Source organism: Pseudomonas asplenii (assembly GCF_001293465.1).
Classification (GTDB): Bacteria; Pseudomonadota; Gammaproteobacteria; order Pseudomonadales; family Pseudomonadaceae; genus Aquipseudomonas; species Aquipseudomonas fuscovaginae_B.
This window is the reverse complement of record NZ_JSYZ01000030.1, coordinates 1-22,995: the sequence shown is the minus strand read 5'-3', so window position 1 is coordinate 22,995 and position 22,995 is coordinate 1. Positions and strand designations below refer to the sequence as shown.

The following is a 22,995-nucleotide window of genomic DNA, read 5'->3' as shown; positions in this document are numbered from 1 at the left end:
GCTTCGCGGGCAAGCCCGGCTCCTACAGTACTCCATCGTTCACCTCATTGGTGTACGACACCAGACTGTAGGAGCCGGGCTTGCCCGCGAAAGCGCCAGACCGGCCTACCCCGCCCACGACAACACCACAGGACTTGCTGGCCCTAGTGATGATCGTTCCCACGCTCTGCGTGGGAATGCCTCTCTGGACGCTCGGCGTCCGCTCTTGTGACGCAGAGCGTCACGGGCGGCGCTCCCACGCAGAGCGTGGGAACGATCAATAACCCCCGCTCCTGCCAAACCCTACCCGTTCGACGTCCAGCGCACCGAACCATCCTCGCCGATGAACTCCTCGATGATGTTCGCGCCACTCAGCCGCACCCGCGCAAACCCATTGAGCACCCGCTCCGGATAATCCGGGTCACCGGCATTGCGCGTCTCGGAGAACAACACCCGCTTGTTGCCATCCAGCTCGCTGGTCACGCCATAGGGGATGGCCCCGTGCCCGGCGCAACGCGCCTTCAACCCGTTCAATTCGGCATAGACGATGCCGTTGTGCAGGTGGCCCCAATACCAGTAGTCCGGCACCCGCCCCAGGGCATCGCAAACCTGTTTGTACAGGCCGTTCGGGTTGTGCCCGGTGATATCGAAGCCCTGGTGGTGACTGAGCACCAGCAACCGGTCGCGCTTGGGCAAGGTCTTCATCCAGTCGATCTGCTGCGGGTTCAGGGTGCCGTCCATGTACAGGTTCAGCGGCTTGGAGGCATAGGCCGAATCCAGCCCGACGATCAGCCAGTCATCGTTGTACAGGGCGAAATAGCTGGTGCCCTGCTGCACCGGGAAGCGCGCATTGAGCTCGGCGAAATAGCCGTGGGCACCGCTGTACATTTCGTGGTTGGAGTTGAGCGTGAAGGCGCCGTGCTTGCCCATCGGCCAGCCGGCCATGTCGACATCCTCCTCGGAGCCGGTACCGGCGTAGTAGACGTCGCCCAGGTGAATGGTGAAATCGGCCTGGACCCGACTCATCTGGTTGGCCACGCTGACCGCCGGCGCATGGCTGTCGAACGGCCCCGTGCCCCAGTCGCCGGCAATCGCCAGGCTGACCTCGTTGTCGATCATCATCACCATCGGCGTGGTGGCGAACGTGGCGTGATGGCGCAGGTTCTCGATCCACTTGATCAGCGCCTCGCTCCACAGCAGGTCCAGCAGTTCCCACTTGCGACAACCGAGCAGCGTGCCGTCCTTGAGCACCCGGGTCGGCAACTCCGCCTCCGAGGTCGGCAGCGCCTGGGCATGGCCCAGGTGCAGGATCGACAGGCCATGGGCCAGTTCCCAGGGTACCGCCGGCTCGTCGCTCGGCAGGTCGCCGTGCGCCAGCACGTAATGGGCCTGGTCATGCCCGCGTTGCAGCAGTTGCTGGATCGCCTGGAATTCCTCCGGCTCGATATCGCTGATCAGTTTCTTCCACGACAACTCCAGCCGGGCCTTCAAACCGCTGAGCCGGATCTGGATCTTCGCCAGCTCATGTTCCAGATGGTGCAGGTTCATGGCGCTCTCCCTACAAGGTTTTCATGAACTCGATCAGCGCCCATTTCTCGGCGTCGGTCAGTTGGGTGCCATACAGGTGACCACCGTTGTGGTTGCCTTCCAGGCGGGTGTCGTACTTGAAGTAGGTCGGTGCCTGTACCTGCGGCCCGCTGGTGACGAAGCCGACCTTGACCGGGTCGTACACATCCGAGCCGGTGCTGAAGGTCACCGGACGCTTGTCCGGGGTCTGCAGCAGGTCCCACAGGCTCGGTACCGAGCCGTTGTGCAGATACGGCGCACGCATCCAGATGCCATCGGTGGGGGTGTTGCTGTAGCTCTGGGTCTTGCGGTAGGCGCCGAAGTCGAACGGCGGCTTCTTGAAGCCGTGGAACGCCTGCACCAGGCCGGTAGTGAAGGAGTTCAGGCGATGCGGGTCGGTGCCCAGGGTGTCGATGGGAACGGTGACCTGGCCGGTGTCGGCCTTGCCGAACTCATGGCAACCGGCACAGTTGCTGGCCCACAGCGGCTTGCCCTGGGCGACCCGCGCCTGATCCAGGGCGAACGGCCAGGCCGGCGGCCGGGTGCCGAGCAGCCAGTTGGTGACCCGGTTGAAACTCTCCGGCAGCACCGACTGCGGCGTCGCGCCCACGGCCATGGCCGCCGCGTAGTTGCGCTCGTGGATATTGTTGTTATTGCCGTCCCAATGCAGGTACAGCGACTCGCGCGGTTTCTGGTTCCAGATCTGCGGCAGGTCGACGGTGCCGATGGTCGAGTCGTCCGGGAAGCCGAACACCACCATCTTGGTCGGGTTGAACGTGTCGGTACGCCCAGGCCCCTGGGCCGGCCGCAGTTTCTGCCAGGCATAGCCCTGCTTCTGCTTGAGCAGCGCGCTCTTGGCCATCGGGATGATCAGATAGCGGTTGTACAGCTTCTCGAAGAAGCCCAACTGGAACTTGGCGTTGATCGCCGCCATCACCGCGTCGGCGGTGAATTTCGGATCGCTGGCGCAGTCGTAGGCGAACCACTGGAAGGCCTGCAGTTGCAGGGTATTGGCCGGTGCCGTGGCCAGTGGCCGGGCGACGTCGTCGGCCGCGGCGCGATAGGAACCGGTGTGGCACAGGGCGCAGTTGGGCTCCACGGTCGGGTAGCCGATCTGCCGCTTGGCCATGCCGATCGGCAGGTCGCGGCCGTTCTCGTAGAGAAAGCCGAACGACTCCCAACCCCCACCCGGCCTGGGCATTTTCTCCGGGCACATCTGTGGCAGCACGGAGAACAGGTAGTAGGGAATCCGTGCCTCGATCCCCAGGCCAATAGCGGCGTACTTGAAATGGTCCTCGTCGGCGGCGAACTTCTCCTCGGGCACCACCCGCAGCATGTTGTACCAGGTCTGGTAGCCAATGAAGCCCAGCACCAGCAGGGTGACCAGCAGGCCGACCCGGAAGCTGTGGCGTTGCCAGCGCACCGCCCAGCCGTGGCACCAGGCATGCCAGCCATCGACCAGCAGGGCCCAGGGCCGGGTGGCCGGCGGGCTGCCCAGGTAAAGGGTGATGCCCAGCAGCAGGAACATGCTCAGGTCGCCATAGAGCATCGGCACGAACACCGACGGCGTGGTGCTGGTCTGGATCAGGTAGATCCAGAACGCCACGGCGATCAGCCGGCTCAGTACGCAGAGCCAGGAGTTGATCGGAAAGCGCCGGGCGTTGAAACCCGAAGGCATGTAGAACAGGCTGATGCCCACCAGCAGCATGCCGGCGTTTTCCAGCCAGGGGTCCGACAGCACCGGTGGCAGGCCGACCACCGAGGTCAGCAGCGCCGGAGCGAAAAGGGCCGGCAGTGCGAACACCATGTTCATCACGATGCCGAGCCAGATGAAGCGTTGATACCAGCGGATGTAGTTATCCATGTCACCCTCTATCTGCAAATCCATGCCTATCGGGCCACCGCTGCCCCCCTGTAGGAGCCGGGCTTGCCCGCGAAGCTTTTAACGATCTCAAGGGCCATTTCGCGGGCAAGCCCTGCTCCTACAGGTTCGATGGCATATTCAGAACGGGCAGATCAGCCCAGCGCGGTCTTCTCCAGGTGCGCCAGGATCAGCGGATACACATCGACCACCGCGTTCTTGCCGAAGATGCAGTCGATATGGCCGTAACCGGGCACCACATGCCGGCTGTACAGCTCCGGACCATGCATCTGCACCAGCCGCTCGTAGGTCTTCTCGGTGCTTTGCGGCAGGTAGCACTGGTTGTCCGCACCGCTGATGAAGCAGATCGGCAGATCCAGGCGGTCGAAATGCGGCATGTAGACGTCGTGGCCCTTGAAGTCCACCAGGTGGCCCTTGCGACAGATCAGCGCCAGGTGCTCGAAGGTCTCGATGTTCGACTCGCCGAACAGCTCATGCAGGTTGTCGTGCAGGGTCTCGTTGAGGGTGTCGTGCCGGTACAGCGAGGCATACATGAAGGTGATCCGGTGACAGACCGGGTTGGTGCAGTAGCCCTGGGCCTCGATCCGCGCATAGACGTTGAGGGCCTTGTCGTAGAGCTTGTTGAACCAGCTTTCCTTGCTGTCGGCATAGGCGGTCAGCGACTTGATGCCCACCGTATCCAGTACCCCCGGCAGGTGCAGGCCGGCCTTGATCCCGGTGGCCGTGGCCACCACCGTGTCGGCGGCGATCTGCGAGCAGACCACCGAACGTACATGTTCCAGCCCCGCCAGCAGCGCCATGAAGAACGTCGTGGCGCCGTAGCAGTGCACCACGCACTGCACGTCCGCCGCGCCGGTGGCCTGGCGGATCTGCGCGATGGCGGCCTTGAAGTCGTACTGGGCGATCTGGTCGCCGTTGCATTCCTGCTTGCTCGCCGGCAGCAGGATGCTGACGCGAAAGTCCAGCAGCCAGACGTCATAGTCGTGCTTGCACAGGTACTCCAGCAGGTTGGTCTGGATGGTGTCGGTGGAGAAGATGTTCGAACCCACGCCGAGGCCGTGCACCAGCATCACCGGGCCCTTGCTGCCGGCCTGGTAGCGGGTCAGGCGCAGTTGCACGCGATCCTCGGTCTCGAAGAAATGCACCGTGGGCACCGGCGCATCCAGCGGCCGCTTGTGCCGCGGTGGCGCATCCGGGTTGAAGTAGATATCGCCGGCGAAGACCCCGCCGTAGCTTTCCCAGAGAATCCCGGCGAAGAACTTGCCGAAGCGCGCCAGGGCCTCGATGCGCTCGCGCTCGTTGCGCGCGTTGAGCACCTTCATGGTGGTCATCTGCTTGGCGAAGTCAGCCGGCTTGATGTGCATGACCCCGGAGCCGATCACCGCGCCGGTCTTGTCCGGGCCCTGGTAGAGGGTGACGTAGAGGGTGCTGGTGTCCGGCCAGATATTGAGCAGGCCATGGTCCTCGGGGACGGTCTTGAAGGCACTGAAGTAGTAGTCGCGGCCGTCCTCGGCGGTCAGCTTCATGTCGTAGTTCATGTGCCGTACGCCGACCTGCTGCTCATATTGCTCGAACAGGTTGAATACACCGTTGCTGGCGGTCAGCGGGTACGGTGACAGCGCCGGGGCATCGAGGGTACCGACCAGGGTGGCGGCGTGCTGGGGCTCCCTGATCATCCGGTCGAGGTCGTTCGCGGTGATGGTCAGGGTGAACTCGATGGGCGAGTTCTGCGCCTCGCCGCGTTTCGCCGCCGCCTCGTAGACCTTCAGGTCGGTGCCCTGGGGCTGGGTGAAATCCCTGGAGAAGTAGCCCTTCATGGTCTCGGTGAACTGCACGCCGAGGGTCGGCGGCGCCACCGGCTTGCGCGGGGCCGAGGGCAGGCTGTAGTCGATGACCCAGCCGCGGTCGGCCGCCAGCAGGCTCATGTTGCGTTCGCTGACCGCGGAAATGGTCAACAGCGGATTGACCGCCAGGGAGGTCGGGATCACCGCGCCGTCGGCCACGTACAACCCCGGGTACACCTCGCTGCCACTGACGCCGCTGAACACCTGGCCCTTGTGGTTGACCACCCCCTGCCCGGCATCCTCGCCCATCACGCAACCGCCCAGGGGGTGCACCGAGACGATGCTGTGCCGCAGCAGCTTGGTCCAGATCGGGTTCGGCACCCAGACCCCGCCCAGGGCCTTGGTCGACTGGTGCAGGCGTTCGTTGCCCAGCTTGAAGTTCTCCTGCTCGCCGACACCCGGCCAGTCGATGCGCAGTTGGTCCTTGTCATCGAGCACCATGCGCCCCTTGCCGTCGTCATGGCTCATGATCAGGTAGGTCTGCATGTTGTGCAGCGCGCCATGGTACGGGCCACGCAGGAAACTCTCGGCCTCGCGGGCCTTGTAGTGCAGTTCGGCGCTGACACCCTTCTCGGTCGCCTCGCCGATCAGCTCGGCGAAACCGGCCATCGCCGGCACCATCGGCCGCCCCAGCGCCCCCGGGATCGAGCCTTCCTCGATCACCATGTGGCTGCGCCAGTCGCCCTCGTTGCGCATGTCGATGATCGAGGTGATGCAGGGGCCGACCGGCTGCAGGTCCTTGGCCGAATGGCTGCCGAAGCCGATGCCGTTGATGGTCTGCCCGCAGTTGTGGCCGAACCCGAGGATGTCGCCGTTGCCGCTCATGTTCTCGCCGAGCTGGTTGGACAACGACAGGCCCTTGTTGCGCGAACGCAGCAGGATCTCCGTGGAGCCCAGGGTGCCGGCGGACAGCACGACGATATCGGCCTTGACGAACAGGGTCGGTGCAGAGAATTTCTCGCGACCGCTGTCCAGGTACTGGAAGTGCACGATCCAGCCATCGCCGTCGCGCTCCAGGTGACGTACCTCGGCCTGGCAGAAAATCTCCGCGCCATGGTTCCAGGCGTCCGGCAGGTAATTCATCAGGGTGGTGTTCTTGGCCTTGTTGTTACAGCCCGAGACGCAGTCGCCACAGTGGTTGCACGGCAGTTGCTCGACACCGACGTGGTTGAGGTTGCCGGGCAACGGGTCGAAGGTCACGTTGATCGGCGGCGTATAGAAATGCGTTTTCTCCTGCAGATAGTCCGCCGACTTGCGATTGGCTTCCAGCTTGTCCAGGGACGGGGCGGAGGCCGGATAGGGGTTGGGCTTGAGCATCTCGCGCGCCAGCTCATAGCCTTTGGCGAGCAGCGTGTCGCGGTGCTCGCGCACCGCCTGGGGCCAGCGCGGATCCTCGAAGACCCCCGGCTCCGGTTCCAGGGACACGTTGGCGTTGATCAGCGACGTGCCGCCCAGGCCACAGCCGACCACCACGTTCTGCTGGGCGTTGACATGCAGGTCGTACAGCCCGGTGCGCGAACCGATATGCCCGTCCGGGTCATGTACCTGCAATTCCTCGGTCGCCGCGATCATGGTGTTGGGGTACTCGCCCGGGCGGATTTCCCGCCCCCGCTCAAGCAGGCACACGCGCTGGCCGGCGCGGGACAGGCGCGACGCGGCGATGCCGCCGCCGTAGCCGGAGCCGATCACAATGACGTCGTAACGCTCCTTGATGGCACTGATGGGTGTGGAAATCCGGGTCATGGTCGTTTCCTCTCAGGGTCCGGGCCGGGCCACTCTGCGGTGGTCGCAACCGGGACAGACGGTGATGCAACGAACAAACGCGCACACGGGCTCGGCGTGTGAACGGCTGATGACGGCAGGCCGGGGCGGCGCTATAGGCGCGCGCGCTGATTGATCGCGTGGCGATGGATACGTCGGGGAATCAGGGCGCTGGTGCGGGCCGCGGCGCTGCTGGCGGAGAGCGGCGACGGGCGGGAGTGAGATTGGCGACCCATCGAGCGTTCTCCCTGAACCTGGAATGGATACGAGTAAGGCTGTGTCCTTGTGCCATTAGTGAAGACTTTCACCGGAGGGGTGTCAACGAACCCCCTTAGAACTGTATGAAATTTGATCTATAGCGCTGAATGCTATGAAAACCGGGGCCTGCGGCGCTTGGCGAACAACTTATCCACAGAGCGACCCACAGCAAATGTGGGAAACTGTCGATTTCCATCGCCCCGCTCGCGGGTGAATGTGAATGAAATCCGTGACTTATCCGGAAAGGGCGACTTCAAGGAGCATTGATCGTTTTTTGATCAAACCCCTGTAAGCCTCATATTCCGGTGGCTGTAGCCGATCGCAAACATCTTATCCACAGAAAGGCCAACAGACTTTGTGCGCAACTCACGAAGAGCGTCAAGCGATTGTGGAAAACCGCTGAAAACCACGAAAAACAAAGCGTCCAGCGGTCTGGGCCGAAGAAAATCGCCATATCGATCATTTTTTGAACAAACCCTTGAACGCCTTGTAAAACAAGGGCTACATCAGATAGCGAACAACTTATCCACAAAAGCGCCAACAGACTTTGTTGAAAAAACCCAAGTTCACGCCAACCCCCAGCGCCCCTTATCCACATAAAAAAGCCAAGGAAAACCGCTGGTTATGCTGGTCATTTTTCGTACGACCGGCTGAAGACGTTGATTTCAGCTGGCTGCAGCGATGCGCGAACACGTTATCCACAGATCGGCCAACAGCCTCTGTGGACACTTGTGCAAATCTTCCTGCAAGGAGGTCTGAATGGCGCTACCGGACCTTGAGCTACACTCCTTGGCACAGCGCGCCTTGTTCTTGCAGTAAAGGTGTCTTGGCCTGATGCATTGACTCGAGGATATCCGGCATGGTGCGATCCCCATGTGGCCGCTTGCGCTATTTTCCGTAGCGCCCTGTCGCCTGCCTGGCGCCGGTTTGTCCCTGATCGAGCTGCTGGCAACCCTGGCGACGGTGACCTCTGCGCCGGGCCGCGATCGCAGGGCCGGTGGGGACGTCGTGTATGGCGTCCGAAGCCGTGCGCAGGGCCTGAGCATGCACCCGCCACTCGCCGCTCTGCTCGCCCTGGCGGCCCTGTTCAACGTGAGCAGTGGCCTGGCCAACTGCTTCCAGGACGCCGGTGAGCGCTATCGCATCGATCCGCTGCTGCTCTACGCCATCGCCCAGGTCGAGTCGGGGCTAAATCCCCGGGCGCGCCACGACAACCGGGATGGCAGCCGGGACATCGGCCTGATGCAGATCAACAGCCGCCACCTGCCGGCCCTCGCCGCCTTCGGCATCGCCGAGCGCAACCTGCAGGAAGAGCCCTGTACCAGCGTGATGGCCGGCGCCTGGATTCTCGCCCGCTTCGTCCAGCGACTGGGCTACGGCTGGCAGGCGGTGGGCGCCTACAACGCCGGCACCGCCAGCGAACGCGATGCCCGCCGCGAACGGTATGCGCAACAGGTATGGGCGTACTACGCCAAGCTGCTGGAGCGGCGTCGGGCCGGCGCCCTGCATAGCGGAACCCGGCCATGAGACAGTCCGATGCGCGGGTCCTCAGCCATGGCCAGTTGCGCCACCTGCGGCTGCAGGCGGCCAACCTCGAGTGCGGTCAGCGCACTACGCCTTCCTCGATCAGCAACTTGAGGATCGCCTCGGCTCCCGCTTCGGCACTGACGCCCTTGAGCACCTGCCCGCCGCCGCCACTGGCCTTGGCTGTGGCAGCCTTCATCCGGTCGGCACCGCTCTTCGCCTTGATCACCTTCAACCGCTTGGGCCGTGGCTTGGCCGGCTGCAGCTGGGCACTGGCGAACAACTCGTCCTCCAGCACCTCCACTTCCTCAGCCTGCAGCACCCCGCGCTGCGCCGGGCCATAGGCGCTCTGCCGTGGCTTGGGCGCGGCGTTATCCACCGTGGCGAGAAACGGCAAACGCACCTTCAGCCGCCGCCGCTGACCGCGGGGCAAGGCCTGCAGTACCTGGGCCACGCCAGCCGTGATCGACTCGACCTCGGCCAAACCCACCACCAGCGGCCAACCGAGGTTTTCCGCCAGCAGGAACGGCAACATCCCCGAGCCCTCGCCGGTTTCCGCCTGGCTGCCGGTGAGCACCAGTTGGGCACCGACGTCGCGCAAGTAATCGGTCAGTACCGGCAGCGCATCGGCGCCGGCCGGCTGCTCGAGCACCCGCATCTCCGACAGGCCCATGCCCAGGTAGGCACGCAGCGCCGGCTCGGCGACATCGCCGGCATGCACCACCTGCAAGTTATCCCCAGCCAGTTGCAGGCCCAACTCCACCGCCCGGGCATCCTGCTCGGCGCGACGGGCGCGGCCGGAGGTCGGGTGGGCGCCAATCGATACCAGGCTGATGACATTCGTGTTCATGAACTTACCCCCACCTTAGGCCGCATCGCGCTTGGCGCCATTGCGATATGCCGTCACCGCGGCGATCAGCGCGCGGCAGATCTCGTTGCTGTCGCCGATCACCGACAGGTCGGCGCGCTTGATCATGTCGCAGCCCGGATCGAGGTTGATCGCCACCACCTTGTCGCAGGCACCGATGCCCTGCAGGTGCTGGATCGCCCCGGAAATGCCCACGGCGACATAGACCCGCGCGGTCACCCAGGTACCACTGGCCCCGACCTGGCGATCGCGGGTCATGAAACCATCGTCCACCGCCACCCGCGAAGCGCCTTCGGTGGCGCCCAGCGCCGCCGCCGTCTCGTGGAACAGCGGCCAGTCCTGGACGCCGTTGCCGCCGGAGAAAATGAACTCGGCCTCGGCCATGGGAATCGCCGCCGGGTCCACGGCCACTGCGCCGAGATCCTCGATGCGCGACAGGCTGCGGGCGATGCCTGTGGACAACTCCACGGGCAAGGCTTCGTGACGGGTTTCGCTGACCGGTTCGGCACACTCGGCCGCGGCCAGGATCACCCGGGCCAGCGGTCGTGCCAGGTCCTGCAGGCCGGCACCGGCGCGGCCGATGCACTCGCCGTCCTTGACCTGCCAGACCCGCGTGGCCGGGCGTTCGCCCAGGCTGGCGGCGAAACGCCGGCCCAGTTCGCCACCACCGCTGCGGCTGTCCGGCAGCAGCCAGTGGCGAGGATCGAACTGGTTATCCACAGCCCGCAGGCCCTGGACCCGTTGCTCCGGTGAATAACCGTTGAACTCGTCACCCTCGAGCACCAGCAGGCGATCGACACCGGCGGTCGCGAAGGAGCTTTCCTTGTGTTCGCCGAAGACCACGGCCAACACCGCGCCGTCCTTGCCGGCCAATTGATGGGCCAGGCCGAGCAGGTCGCGGTCGTGGCTGCTCAGGCGGCCGCCGACCATGTCCGGCACCACGCAGATGTGGAACGCCGGCTGGGCCACCTGGTGCAGCGGCAGTTGCACCTCGACGCTGGCCGAACGCTTGGTGGTGCCGCCCTGCTGGGCGCCACTGCGGTCGATGCGCTTGATGCCGTTGGGGCCGATGAAACCGACGCCATGGGGGTTCTTGCGGATGACCCCGTTGGGGCCCATCCAGCTGTGTTGCACCGGCTGCATCGCCGCATGCAGCGGATGCAGGCGGTTGCGGGCGATGCGCTCGGCGCGCGGGTCGCGACGGATAATATCGCTCATCAGTGCACCTCCGCGGGTTCACGCTTGGGCGCCGGCTTGCTCGGCTGTGCCTCTTCGAGCAGGGCATCGGCCACCAGCTCGGCCAGGTCCTTGATCATCGGGCGCGGTTCGACCACTCCTTCGAGCATCGCCGTGCATTGTGGGCACCCCACGGCCACCAGCTCGGCGCCGGTCTCGCGGATATCTTCCATGCGCATGTCGGGAATCCGCTGCTTGCCCGGAATGTCGGTTATCGGCGCACCGCCACCACCGCCGCAGCAGCGGGAACGGAAACCGGAACGCTGCATCTCCCTGACCTCGATCCCGAGGGCCCGCAGCACCTCGCGCGGCGCCTCGTATTCGCCGTTGTAGCGGCCCAGGTAGCAAGGGTCGTGATAGGTCACGCTGTTGCCCTTGTGCTGGCCGATGTTCAGGGCACCGGCCCCGATCAGCTCGGCCATGTAGGTACTGTGGTGCTGCACCCGGTAGTTGCCGCCAAAGGCACCGTACTCGTTCTTCAGCACGTGGAAGCTGTGCGGGTCGCAGGTGACGATGCGCTTGAAGCTGTACTGGGCCAGAGTCTGGATATTGCGCTTGGCGAGCAGCTGGAAGGTCGCCTCGTCGCCCAGGCGACGTGCCACGTCGCCGCTGTCGCGCTCTTCCAGGCCGAGGACCGCGAAGTCGACCTTGGCCGCCTTCAGCACCTTGACGAAGGCACGCAGGGTGCGCTGGTTGCGCATGTCGAAGGCACCGTCGCCGACCCAGAACAGCACGTCGGTGCTCTTCTTCTCGCCGAGCACGGCGAGGTTCAGGTCGGCCGCCCAGTTCAGGCGACCGCCGGGGGCGAAACCGCCAGGGTTGTCGGTGGCGATCAGGTTTTCCAGGACCTCGGCGCCCTTGTTCGGCGTCGCGCCCTTTTCCAGGGTCAGGTGCCGGCGCATGTCGACGATGGCATCGACGTGCTCGATCATCATCGGGCATTCCTCGACGCAGGCACGGCAGGTGGTGCAGGACCACAGGGTCTCGGCATCCACCAGGCCGTTGACGATCGGCTGGTGCGGGTTACCCGCATGTTCACCGATCGGCTTGCCCGGATACGGGCTGCCGGCGAACTGGGCATCGGTGCCGCCGGCGAGGCCGACCACCATGTCCTGAATCAGTTTTTTCGGGTTCAGCGGCTGGCCGGCGGCGAACGCCGGGCAGGCGGCCTCACATTTACCGCACTGCACGCAGGCATCGAAGCCCAGCAGCTGGTTCCAGGTGAAGTCCTTGGGCTTTTCCACACCCAGGGGCGCCTGTGGATCATTCAGGTCCAGCGGCTTGAGGCCGGTGGAGCGGCCGCCGCCGAAGCGTTCGGCGCGGCGGTGCCAGGCCAGGTGCAGGGCACCGGCGAAAGCGTGCTTCATCGGCCCGCCCCAGGTCATGCCGAAGAACAGCTCCGACACGCCCCACAGCACACCGACGCCGAGGATCAGCGCCAGCACCCAGCCGCCGAAGTCTTCCGGCAGGATGCCGGCCACCGGCAGGGTGACCAGGAAGAACGAGCCCGAAAACGCCAGCAGGCTTTTCGGCAGGCGCATCCACGGGCCTTTCGACAGCCGCGACGGCGGGTTGCGCCGGCGCCGGTAGACGAAGATCGCCCCGACGAACATCACCGCCGACATCAGCAGCAAGGCGTAGCCGAGAATGCGGTTGTGCAGGCCGAAACCATGCACCAGCAGCGCCAGGACGATCGACGCCACCGCGCCACCGGCGGTGGCGACGTGGGTATTGGCGATGTATTTGTCCCGCGCTACCACATGGTGCAGATCGACCATGTAGCGCTTGGGCATGGCGAACAGGCCGCCGATCAGATCGACCTTCGACGGTCGGCCGCGGCGCCACATGGCGACCCGCCGCAGCGCGCCGAGGACGGCGAGGCCCAGGGCGGCGAACAGCAGGATGGGAAGAAGGGTGTTCAACATGGTGAAGCTCCCAAAGACCTAAGGCCTTGCAAGGGTTAATTGCATGCCAGTGAAGCCATGCACCTACTGGTGGCGAGAAGGGCCCGATGCCATTCAGTCAGGACCGAACACCATCCCTGTAGGAGCAGGGCTTGCCCGCGAAGCTTTTGGCGACCTCAAGGACGCATTCGCGGGCAAGCCCTGCTCCTACAGGTTACGCGGCGTTTTCGGTATCAAGCCCGCCCCGCACCACAGGTGATGGTGTGATGCCGTCAAAAATCCTTGCACAGACGCAGCGCGTCATAGATCGCCGCATGCGTGTTGCGCTGGGCCACGCAGTCGCCGATACGGAACAGCAGGTAGCCGTCGCCGGACTGGCTCAGGCAAGGCTGCGGCTGGATCGCGAAGAGCGCCTCGACGTCGATCTGGCCCTTGTTGCGCGAACCGTCCTTGAGCCCGTAGTAGAGCGCTTCGTCCGGACGGACGCCGTTCTCCACCACCACCTGGTCGACCACCCGTTCCTCCTTGGCACCGGTGTATTCGTTCTCCAGCACCGCCACCAGCTTGTCGCCCTCGCGGTAGACCTTTTCCAGCATCATGTCGCCGGTCATGATCACTTCCTTGGGGTACATGCTGCGGTAGTAGGTCGGGAACGACGTACCGCCGATCGCCACGCCCGGCTTGATGTCATCGGTGACGATCTCGACCTGGCTGCCCTTGTCGGCGAGGAAGTCGGCCACCGACATGCCGGTGAATTCGCAGATGGTGTCGTAGACCAGCACGTTCTTGCCCGGCGCGACCTTGCCGTCGAGCACGTCCCAACTGCTGACCACCAGCCCTTCGGCGGCACCCCAGTGTTCGTTCTGCTCCAGGTTCGGATGCCCGCCGACGGCCAGCACGACGATGTCCGGACGCAGGTCGAGGATGGTCGCGATGTCGGCGGCGGTACCCAGGCGCAGGTCGACCTTCAGCCGGGCCAGTTCCAGCTGGAACCAGCGGGTGATACCGGCGATCTGGTCACGCTGCGGCGCCTTGGCCGCCGTGGTGATCTGGCCACCGATGCTGTCCTTCTTCTCGAACAGGGTCACGTCGTGGCCCCGTTCGGCCGCCACGCGGGCGGCTTCCATGCCGGCCGGGCCGGCACCGACGATCACCACCTTGCGCTTGGGCCCGGTGGATTTCTCGATGATGTGCGGCACGCCCATGTATTCACGGGAGGTGGCGGCGTTCTGGATGCACAGGACATCCAGGCCCTGGTACTGGCGGTCGATGCAATAGTTGGCACCGACGCACTGCTTGATCTGGTCGACCTGGCCCATCTTGATCTTGGCGATCAGGTGCGGGTCGGCGATGTGCGCGCGGGTCATGCCGACCATGTCCACGTAGCCGCCTTCGAGGATACGGGTGGCCTGGTTCGGGTCCTTGATGTTCTGCGCGTGCAGCACCGGGACCTTGACCACTTCCTTGATACCGGCAGCCAGGTGCAGGAACGGCTCCGGCGGGAAGCTCATGTTCGGGATGACGTTGGCCAGGGTGTTGTGGGTGTCGCAACCCGAGCCGACCACGCCGATGAAATCGAGCATGCCGGTGTCGTCGTAGTACTTGGCGATCTGCTTCATGTCCTCGTGGGACAGGCCGTCCGGGTGGAACTCGTCACCGCAGATACGCATGCCGACGCAGAAATCGTCACCGACTTCCTTGCGCACGGCCTTGAGCACTTCCAGGCCGAACTTCATCCGGCCCTCGAAGCTGCCGCCCCATTCGTCGGTCCGCTTGTTGACCCGCGGGCTCCAGAACTGGTCGATCATGTGCTGGTGCACGGCGGACAGTTCGACGCCGTCCAGGCCGCCTTCCTTCGCACGGCGGGCCGCCTGCGCGTAGTTGCCGATCACCCGCCAGATCTCTTCCGGCTCGATGGTCTTGCAGGTGGCGCGGTGCACCGGCTCCCGTACGCCCGAGGGCGACATCAGGGTCGGCCAGTGGTAGCCGTCCCAACGCGAGCGACGACCCATGTGGGTAATCTGGATCATGATCTTGGCGCCATGCTTGTGCATGGCGTCGGCCAGGTTCTGGAAGTGCGGGATGATGCGGTCGGTGGACAGGTTCACCGAGCTCCACCACTGCTGCGGGCTGTCGATGGCGACCACCGACGATCCGCCGCAGATCGCCAGGCCGATGCCGCCCTTGGCCTTTTCCTCGTAGTACTTCACATAGCGGTCGGTGGTCATTCCGCCGTCGGTGGCATACACCTCGGCGTGGGCGGTACTGAGCACGCGGTTGCGGATGGTCAGCTTGCCGATCTGGATCGGCTGGAACATTGCTTCGAAAGCCATGATGCGATCCTCGACTTACAGCGGCTTGACGGTGAACAGGCCATCATCGTGGCCCTCTTCGGAACCGCCATAGACCTGCTCGGCCACGGTGCGGATCTTGCTGCCACGGGCGGCCAGGATCTGGTCCATGGCGCCGGCGAACCAGCCGGTGAACATGTAGTCGACCTTGCGCCCGACCTTGCCGTAGACGTAGACGAACGCCGAGTGCTCGAGCTTGACGCTGGCGGTGCCCTTGTCGAGGTCGATGTCCTGGATCTTGAACAGGCCCCAGCCGCGCTGCGACAGGCGCTTCATGTAGTGTTCGAATACCGCGACGCCTTCCAGGCCGTGGCATTCGGCTTCCTTTTCGCACCAGTGCCAGGCGGACTTGTAGCCGGCCTTGTAGAGAATTTCGGCATAGGCTTCGGCGCCCAGCACTTCTTCGATACCCATGTGGTTGTTGACGAAGAAATGGCGTGGCACGTAGAGCATCGGCAATGCGTCAGAGGTCCAGACACCGGTCTCGCTGTCGACTTCAATGGGCAGTTGCGGGGCGATTTTAGCCATGGGAAACACTCCAGAATTCATTGTTTGCGGCTGGCCGCGTACGCCCTGCGCGACCGGCGCGCAGGGGAAATCAGCAAAAAAAGGACGTCGTCGGGGGTTATTCGCCCCAGACCTCCTTGAGGACGTTGACCCAGTTCTCGCCCATGATCTTGCGCACCACGCGCTCGCTGTGACCGCGCTTGAGCAGGGTCTCGGTGAGGTTGGGGAACTCGCCCACGGTACGGATGCCCAGCGGGTTGATGATCTTGCCGAAGCTGGTCAGGCGGCGGGCGTAGCCCTTGTCGTGGGTCAGGTATTCGAAGAAGTCCTGGCCATGGCCCTGGGTGAAGTCGGTACCGATGCCGATGGCGTCTTCGCCGACGATGTTCATCACGTACTCGATCGCTTCGGCGTAGTCGTCGATGGTCGAGTCGATGCCCTTGGCCAGGAACGGCGCGAACATGGTCACACCGACGAAGCCGCCGTGGTCGGCGATGAACTTAAGTTCCGCATCGGACTTGTTGCGCGGGTGCTCTTTCAGGCCCGAAGGCAGGCAGTGGGAGTAGGTCACCGGCTTCTTCGATTCGAGGATGACTTCCTCGCTGGTCTTGGAACCGACGTGGGACAGGTCACACATGATGCCGACACGGTTCATCTCGGCGACGATCTCGCGACCGAAGCCCGACAGGCCGCCGTCACGCTCGTAGCAGCCGGTGCCGACCAGGTTCTGGGTGTTGTAGCACATCTGCACGATGCCCACGCCCAGTTGCTTGAAGATCTCCACGTAGCCGATCTGGTCTTCGAACGCATGGGCGTTCTGGAAGCCGAAGAGGATGCCGGTCTTGCCCAGTTCCTTGGCCTTGCGGATGTCGGCGGTGGTCCGTACCGGCATCACCAGGTCGCTGTTCTCGCGGATCAGCTTCTGGCTGGCGGCGATGCTGTTGACGGTAGCCTGGAAGCCCTCCCAGACCGACACGGTGCAGTTGGCGGCGGTCAGCCCGCCCTTGCGCATGTCCTCGAACAGTTCGCGGTTCCATTTGGCAATGATCAGCCCGTCGATAACGATGCTGTCGGCGTGTAACTCGGCTGGGCTCATCAGGCTGTCCCCTTTATTGGCAATTCATGCGCCGAATCGTCTGCCGGCGCTTTGGACCCAGCATATGCCCAGGGCCTGTCGGAGCCGGGTGCAAAAACGACAGGGGAATTGCCGAAAGCGTCAATCCGCGACAAAGGGCGTCAAGACAGTAGGCTCCAGCACTTATCGTTGTACGACTATTCTTTGCATTCGGCATGAGACAGAATTGCCGTTTACCGTTCTCCCATCAGCTTCAGGACGCCGTAATGAAATCGATTTTCCTGGCCTTGGCCCTTGTCAGCGTGGGTGTGCATGCGGCTGAAGACACCGACAACTCGCCGTGCGATGCGGTTGCGGACGACCAGCAGACCCTGGAATGCGCCACCTACAACAAGAACACCGCCGATCAGTTGCTCAAGGACAACTTCCAGGCGCTGCTGGATCGGGTGACGTCGCAATACGCCAGCAAGAAGGCCGAGCAGACCGACATCACCGCCAGGCTGCAAAAGGCCCAGCAGCTCTGGACCCAGTCGCGCGACGCCGACTGCGCCATTGCGCCGCTGCCGGCCAAGGTCGGCAGCAAGCAGTACAACATCGACCTGAACGACTGCCTGGCGAGCAAGAGCGACGAACGCTCGGAGTTTCTCGAATCGCTGCTGCAGGAATGACGCGCATGGGCATCGACAGGTCGGTGCCCGGCCCGGGCTGGCCGTTTGCGGCCGGCGCCTTGACAAGCCCCACGACGAAACTTAACTGATAGGCAACCACTCAAGCCCTGAACCGGCTGTACAGGCGAGTCGACCACGATAATCAGAGGATTTTCGTATGCGCTCACTCTCAGCCATTCCGCTGTATGCCCTGCTCATTTTCGTTGCCATCGTGCTGTTCATCGAGGTCGGCCGGCGGGTCGGCGCCCGACACCTGGCCGCCGACCCCGAGGGCGCGCGCACCGGCATCGGTGCCATCGAGGGCGCGGTGTTCGGCCTGCTGGCGTTGCTGATCGCCTTCACCTTCTCCGGTGCGGCCACGCGCATGGACACCCGGCGCACGCTGATCGTCGAGGAAACCAACGCCATGGGCACCGCCTGGCTGCGCCTGGACCTGCTGCCGCCGGCCAGCCAGCCCGCCCTGCGCCAGGCCTTTCGCGACTATGTGGATGCGCGCATCGCCTACTATCGCGACCTCACCGATATCGACCTGGCCAGCCGCGAGAATGCCCGGGCCAGTGCCTTGCAACAGGAGATCTGGAAGCAGGCGATCGCCGGCCTGCAACAGATGCCGACGCCGACCCTGGGCGTCAGCCTGCTGCAGGCACTCAACGCGATGATCGACATCACCACCACCCGCAGCGTGGCCCTGGAAACCCACCCGCCACTGATCATCTACCTGATGCTGATCGCCCTGACCCAGGTCAGCGCCCTGTTCATCGGCTACGGCATGGCCGGCAGCGCCCGGCACAACTGGTTGCATATCTTCGGCTATGCGCTGGTGATGGTCTGCGTGCTCTACGTGATTCTCGACTTCGAGTTCCCGCGGTTGGGTATCATCCGGGTCGACTACTTCGACAAGATCATGCTGGATTTGCGTAGAAGCATGCATTGACCTCCCCCTGGAAGGCCCCAAACGGGCTACTAAGGATTCAAATGACTATCTGCGGTATCGAAATCAAGGGCAGCGAAGCCATCTTCGCCCTCGCCACCCTGCGGGATGCCACGCCGGAACACTTGGCTGTCGCTATCAAGAAGATCGCCCTGGACGATGATGACGAAGCTGCCAACGTCAGGGCCTTCGCCAGCCAGTTGCGGGCGTTCGTCGAGGCCAATGGCATCACTCGCATCGCCATCAGGAAACGCAGCAAGAAAGGCGAGTTCGCCGGCGGGCCGACCACCTTCAAGATCGAGGCCATCGTGCAACTGCTGGACCACTGCGAAGTGACGCTGCTATCGCCGCAGACCCTCAATGCCCAGCACAAGAAGCACGGTTTCGATCTGCCGGGCACGCTGAACAAGTACCAGCACGAAGCCTACAAGGCGGCCTGTGCGGCGCTGCTGAAGAAGTAGCGCCGGGCACCGGCGCACCGCCGGCTCCACAGCACGCCGCTAGACCTTGAGCGCCCGCCGGTCCTCGCGCGGGCACTGGGCAAACCGGGCCCGGTAGCTGCGGGTGAAGTACGACGGCGACTCGAAGCCACTGGCGATGCTCACCTCCAGCACGCTCATGTCGGTCTGGCGCAACAACTGCCGGGCCTTTTCCAGGCGCAGGCCCAGGTAGAAGTTGCTCGGGGTGTCCTTGAGGTGGAGGCGGAACAGCCGCTCCAGCTGGCGTCGTGTCACCTTGATCGACTGCGCCAGCTCCAGCGTGCTCAGGGGCGGTTCCATGTGCTGCTCCATCTCGCCGACCACCTGCACCAGCTTCTTGTTGCTGATGCCGTAGCGCGTGGCGATCTGCATGCGCTGGTGGTCCTTGCGCGGGCGAATGCGCCCGAGCACGAACTGCTCCGACACCTGGATCGCCAGTTCCGGGCCATGGGCCTGGCCGATCAGGTCGAGCATCATGTCGATCGACGCCGTACCGCCGGCACAGGTGATCCGCCGACGGTCGATCTCGAACAGTTCCTGGGTCACTTCCAACTGTGGATAGGACTCCTTGAACGCCTCCAGTGCCTCCCAGTGCAACGTCACCCGATGGCCCTCAAGCAGGCCGGCCTCGGCCAGCACCACGCTGCCGGTGTCGATGCCGCCGAGGGTGACACCCTCGCCGTCCAGGCGGCGCAACCAGTGTTCCAGGGCCGGGGTGACGAATTTCAGCGGCTCGAAGCCGGCGACCACCAGCAGGGTCGCACCTTTCTTCAGGGGTTCCAGTGCCGCGTCGGCGTTGACCGACATGCCGTTGCTCGCCAGCACCGCGCCGCCATCCGCGCTCAGCACGTGCCAGCGATACAGCTCGCCGCGAAAGCGATTGGCCACGCGCAGCGGTTCGATCGCCGAGATGAAGCCCATCGCCGAAAAACCTGGCATCAACAAGAAATAGAGATCCTGGGACATGGAGCGCACTCGCAAGACGGGTAGCGTTGTCGCTGTGATACGCCAGTTCGCAGGCAGGAGCAATAGCGCTGGTCGCCGCAGTGCAAGAGTCGGTCGCCGTAGGGCGTTTTCAGATCACCCAGGCTGCGTAACTTGAGCATCACCGGCGCATCAGACGCCGGAACCGACAATAACGACCTGCCGAGGATACCCGCATGAAACGACTGATCAGCCGCTGTGCACTCGCACTCACCGGCGCCGCGCTCCTGAACGCCAGCGTGATGGCCGCCGACCAGGCCTCCTGTCAGAACGTCCGCCTCGGCGTGGTCAACTGGACCGACGTGATCGCCACCAGCGCCATGAGCCAGGTGCTGCTCGAAGGCCTCGGCTACCAGGTCAAGCAGACCAGCGCCTCCCAGCAGATCATCTTCGCCGGCATCCGCGACCAGCGCCTGGACCTGTTCCTCGGCTACTGGAACCCGCTGATGACCCAGACCATCACCCCGTTCGTCGACGCCAGGCAGGTCAAGGTGCTGGCCGAACCGAGCCTCAAGGACGCCCGCGCGACCCTGGCGGTGCCCACCTACCTGGCCGACAAGGGCCTGAAGACCTTCGCCGACATCGCCAAATTCGAGAAGGAGCTGGGCGGCAAGATCTACGGCATCGAACCCGGTTCGGGCGCCAATACCCAGATCAAGGCAATGATCGCCAAGAACCAGTTCGGCCTCGGCAAGTTCCAGCTGGTGGAGTCCAGCGAGGCCGGCATGCTCGCCGCCGTCGACCGCGCCGTGCGGCGCAAGGAGGCCGTGGTGTTCTTCGGCTGGGCGCCGCACCCGATGAACGTCAACGTGCAGATGACCTACCTCACCGGCAGCGAGGATGCCCTGGGCCCGAACGAAGGCATGGCGACGGTGTGGACCGTGACCTCGCCGACCTACGCCGAGCAGTGCCCGAACATCAACCGGCTGCTGACCAACCTGACCTTCAGCGCCGAGGACGAGAGCCGGATGATGCAACCGCTGCTCGACCACAAGGACGCCCTCGAATCGGCCCGCCAGTGGCTCAAGGACCACCCGCAGGACCAGGCCCGCTGGCTGCAGGGGGTGACCACTTTCGATGGCCGCCCGGCCGCCGGGAACCTGCAGCTGACCAGCCAGTAACCCGATACCCATCATCCCCCGCAGCCCTGTCGGCTGCGGTGTGAACCACCACGCCTGTAAGGAACCCGCACCATGAACCACGACGTCATCATCACCTGCGCTCTCACCGGTGCTGGCGACACCACCGCCAAGAGCCCACACGTGCCGGTCACGCCCAAGCAGATCGCCGCGGCGGCCGTCGAGGCGGCCAAGGCCGGCGCCACCGTGGTGCACTGCCACGTCCGCAACCCCGAAACCGGCAAGTTCAGCCGCGACGTGGCGCTGTACCGCGAAGTGATGGAGCGCATCCGCGAGGCGGACGTCGACATCATCGTCAACCTCACCGCCGGCATGGGCGGCGACCTGGAAATCGGCGCCGGCGAGAACCCCATGGCGTTCGGCCCGAATACCGACCTGGTCGGCCCGCTGACCCGCCTGGCGCATGTCGAGGCCCTGCTGCCGGAAATCTGCACCCTGGACTGCGGCACTCTCAACTTCGGCGACGGCGACACCATCTACGTCTCCACCCCGGCGCAACTGCGCGCCGGCGCCAAGCGTATCCAGGAACTGGGGGTGAAGGCCGAGCTGGAGATCTTCGATACCGGCCACCTGTGGTTCGCCAAGCAGATGATGAAGGAAGGCCTGCTGGACAACCCGCTGTTCCAGCTGTGCCTGGGCATCCCATGGGGCGCACCGGCCGACACCACCACCATGAAGGCCATGGTCGACAACCTGCCGCCGGACGTGGTCTGGGCCGGCTTCGGCATCGGCCGCATGCAGATGCCGATGGCCGCGCAGGCAGTGCTGCTGGGCGGCAACGTGCGGGTCGGCCTGGAAGACAACCTCTGGCTGGACAAGGGCGTGCTGGCGACCAACGGCCAACTGGTCGAGCGGGCCACGGAAATCCTCAGCCGCCTGGGCGCCCGCGTCCTGACCCCAGCCGAGGGCCGGGCGAAGATGGGGTTGGCCAAGCGCGGCTGAGCCGCCCCGAAAGAACACCAAAAATCCTGTAGGAGTGGCCGGCCGACGCTCCTACAAGGGACCGCATTACCCACCTCCGACCATGCAGGAATTCGTCATGAGCTTTATCACTGAGATCAAAACCTTCGCTGCCCTCGGCAGCGGTGTCATCGGCAGCGGTTGGGTCGCCCGCGCCCTCGCCCACGGCCTCGACGTGATCGCCTGGGACCCGGCGCCCGGCGCCGAGGCGGCCCTGCGCAAGCGCATCGCCAACGCCTGGGGCGCCCTGGAGAAACAGGGCCTGGCGCCCGGTGCCTCCCAGGACCGCCTGCGCTTCGTCGCCACCATCGAGGAATGCGTGAAAGACGCCGACTTCATCCAGGAAAGCGCCCCGGAACGCCTGGAATTGAAACTCGAGCTGCACGCCAAGATCAGCGCCGCGGCCAAGCCCAACGCGCTGATCGGCTCCAGCACCTCGGGTCTGCTGCCCAGCGAGTTCTACGAAGGCGCCACCCACCCGGAACGCTGCGTGGTCGGCCACCCGTTCAACCCGGTGTACCTGCTGCCGCTGGTGGAAGTGGTCGGCGGCAGGCAGACCGCGCCGCAAGCCGTGCAGGCGGCGATCAAGGTCTATGAATCCCTCGGCATGCGCCCGCTGCACGTGCGCAAGGAAGTCCCAGGGTTCATCGCCGACCGCCTGCTCGAAGCGCTGTGGCGCGAGGCGCTGCACCTGGTCAACGACGGCGTTGCCAGCACCGGCGAAATCGACGACGCGATCCGCTTCGGCGCCGGGCTGCGCTGGTCGTTCATGGGCACCTTCCTGACCTACACCCTGGCCGGTGGCGATGCCGGCATGCGCCACTTCATGGCCCAGTTCGGCCCTGCCCTGCAACTGCCGTGGACCTACCTGCCGGCGCCGGAACTGACCGACAAGCTGATCGACGACGTGGTCGAGGGCACCAGCGAGCAGTTGGGCCGCCACAGCATTTCGGCGCTGGAGCGCTATCGCGATGACTGCCTGCTGGCGGTGCTGGATGCGGTAAAGAGCACCAAGGCCAAACATGGCATGAGCTTCAGCGAGTAAGTTCAGCGGGGCCGGGGGCGCTTTCGCGGGCGAG

At 64.5% G+C, this 22,995-nt stretch carries 17 protein-coding genes; 7 read left to right on the top strand and 10 right to left on the bottom strand.

All coding sequences use genetic code 11. The features are described 5' to 3' along the window. Positions 1-282: 282 nt before the first annotated feature. From PF66_RS29445 to PF66_RS29435, 3 genes are all read right to left on the bottom strand, one after another. On the bottom strand, positions 283-1,527 hold the full coding sequence (locus tag PF66_RS29445) for a metallophosphoesterase family protein (protein ID WP_054058078.1): 1,245 nt from the start codon (positions 1,525-1,527) through the stop codon (positions 283-285). A 10-nt stretch (positions 1,528-1,537) separates the two neighbouring features. Next, a complete protein-coding gene (locus PF66_RS29440) occupies positions 1,538-3,409 on the bottom strand; it encodes a hypothetical protein (protein WP_054058077.1) in 1,872 nt (623 codons plus the stop codon). Between the two features lie 152 nt (positions 3,410-3,561). Next, positions 3,562-7,014 (bottom strand): alpha/beta fold hydrolase, encoded by a 3,453-nt coding sequence (locus PF66_RS29435; RefSeq protein WP_054064612.1) that lies wholly within the window; start codon positions 7,012-7,014, stop codon positions 3,562-3,564. Between the two features lie 1,320 nt (positions 7,015-8,334). On the opposite strand from PF66_RS29435, the gene PF66_RS29430 reads away from it, so the two are divergent. Beyond that, positions 8,335-8,817, top strand: a complete 483-nt coding sequence (locus tag PF66_RS29430) for a lytic transglycosylase domain-containing protein (protein ID WP_054064674.1) — start codon at positions 8,335-8,337, stop codon at positions 8,815-8,817. A 76-nt stretch (positions 8,818-8,893) separates the two neighbouring features. Here PF66_RS29430 and PF66_RS29425 read toward each other — a convergent pair whose 3' ends face one another. The 6 genes from PF66_RS29425 to PF66_RS29400 form a co-directional block, all read right to left on the bottom strand. Continuing rightward, positions 8,894-9,664, bottom strand: coding sequence for an electron transfer flavoprotein subunit beta (locus PF66_RS29425; protein ID WP_054064611.1), 771 nt, complete (start codon positions 9,662-9,664; stop codon positions 8,894-8,896). Positions 9,665-9,679: 15 nt separating this feature from the next. Continuing rightward, complete coding sequence (locus PF66_RS29420) at positions 9,680-10,900, bottom strand: electron transfer flavoprotein subunit alpha/FixB family protein (RefSeq protein WP_054064610.1); 1,221 nt, start codon at positions 10,898-10,900, stop codon at positions 9,680-9,682. After that, positions 10,900-12,843: a dimethylglycine demethylation protein DgcB gene (gene dgcB, locus PF66_RS29415; RefSeq protein WP_054058073.1), complete on the bottom strand. Its 1,944-nt coding sequence runs from the start codon at positions 12,841-12,843 to the stop codon at positions 10,900-10,902. Before dgcB ends, PF66_RS29420 begins: the two co-directional genes overlap by 1 nt. Positions 12,844-13,094: 251 nt before the next feature. Then, positions 13,095-15,155, bottom strand: a complete 2,061-nt coding sequence (gene dgcA / locus PF66_RS29410) for a dimethylglycine demethylation protein DgcA (protein WP_054058072.1) — start codon at positions 15,153-15,155, stop codon at positions 13,095-13,097. Positions 15,156-15,170: 15 nt separating this feature from the next. Beyond that, positions 15,171-15,701 carry a DUF5943 domain-containing protein gene (locus tag PF66_RS29405; RefSeq protein ID WP_003228980.1) on the bottom strand — a complete coding sequence of 177 codons (531 nt, stop codon included), beginning with the start codon at positions 15,699-15,701 and terminating at the stop codon, positions 15,171-15,173. A gap of 97 nt (positions 15,702-15,798) precedes the next feature. Beyond that, positions 15,799-16,776, bottom strand: coding sequence for a dipeptidase (locus tag PF66_RS29400; protein ID WP_017903678.1), 978 nt, complete (start codon positions 16,774-16,776; stop codon positions 15,799-15,801). Positions 16,777-17,021: 245 nt separating this feature from the next. Between PF66_RS29400 and PF66_RS29395 the strand changes: the two genes are divergently transcribed. The 3 genes from PF66_RS29395 to PF66_RS29385 all read left to right on the top strand — a co-directional run bounded on the left by PF66_RS29395 (position 17,022) and on the right by PF66_RS29385 (position 18,815). Continuing rightward, complete coding sequence (locus PF66_RS29395; protein WP_054058071.1) at positions 17,022-17,423, top strand: lysozyme inhibitor LprI family protein; 402 nt, start codon at positions 17,022-17,024, stop codon at positions 17,421-17,423. A 157-nt stretch (positions 17,424-17,580) separates the two neighbouring features. Then, a complete protein-coding gene (locus tag PF66_RS29390) occupies positions 17,581-18,357 on the top strand; it encodes a hypothetical protein (RefSeq protein ID WP_054064609.1) in 777 nt (258 codons plus the stop codon). Between the two features lie 41 nt (positions 18,358-18,398). After that, on the top strand, positions 18,399-18,815 hold the full coding sequence (locus PF66_RS29385; RefSeq protein ID WP_054064608.1) for a DUF3010 family protein: 417 nt from the start codon (positions 18,399-18,401) through the stop codon (positions 18,813-18,815). A 39-nt stretch (positions 18,816-18,854) separates the two neighbouring features. On the opposite strand, the gene PF66_RS29380 is transcribed toward PF66_RS29385, so the two are convergent. Continuing rightward, on the bottom strand, positions 18,855-19,799 hold the full coding sequence (locus tag PF66_RS29380) for a GlxA family transcriptional regulator (protein WP_054058514.1): 945 nt from the start codon (positions 19,797-19,799) through the stop codon (positions 18,855-18,857). Positions 19,800-19,993: 194 nt separating this feature from the next. Here PF66_RS29380 and PF66_RS29375 point away from each other — a divergent pair, with 194 nt between their 5' ends. The 3 genes from PF66_RS29375 (at position 19,994) to PF66_RS29365 (ending at position 22,961) form a co-directional block, all read left to right on the top strand. Beyond that, positions 19,994-20,938 (top strand): choline ABC transporter substrate-binding protein, encoded by a 945-nt coding sequence (locus PF66_RS29375; RefSeq protein ID WP_054058515.1) that lies wholly within the window; start codon positions 19,994-19,996, stop codon positions 20,936-20,938. 72 nt (positions 20,939-21,010) lie between these two features. Then, on the top strand, positions 21,011-21,898 hold the full coding sequence (locus tag PF66_RS29370) for a 3-keto-5-aminohexanoate cleavage protein (RefSeq protein WP_054058516.1): 888 nt from the start codon (positions 21,011-21,013) through the stop codon (positions 21,896-21,898). A 97-nt stretch (positions 21,899-21,995) separates the two neighbouring features. Next, positions 21,996-22,961: an L-carnitine dehydrogenase gene (locus tag PF66_RS29365; protein ID WP_054064607.1), complete on the top strand. Its 966-nt coding sequence runs from the start codon at positions 21,996-21,998 to the stop codon at positions 22,959-22,961. Positions 22,962-22,995 lie beyond the last annotated feature (34 nt).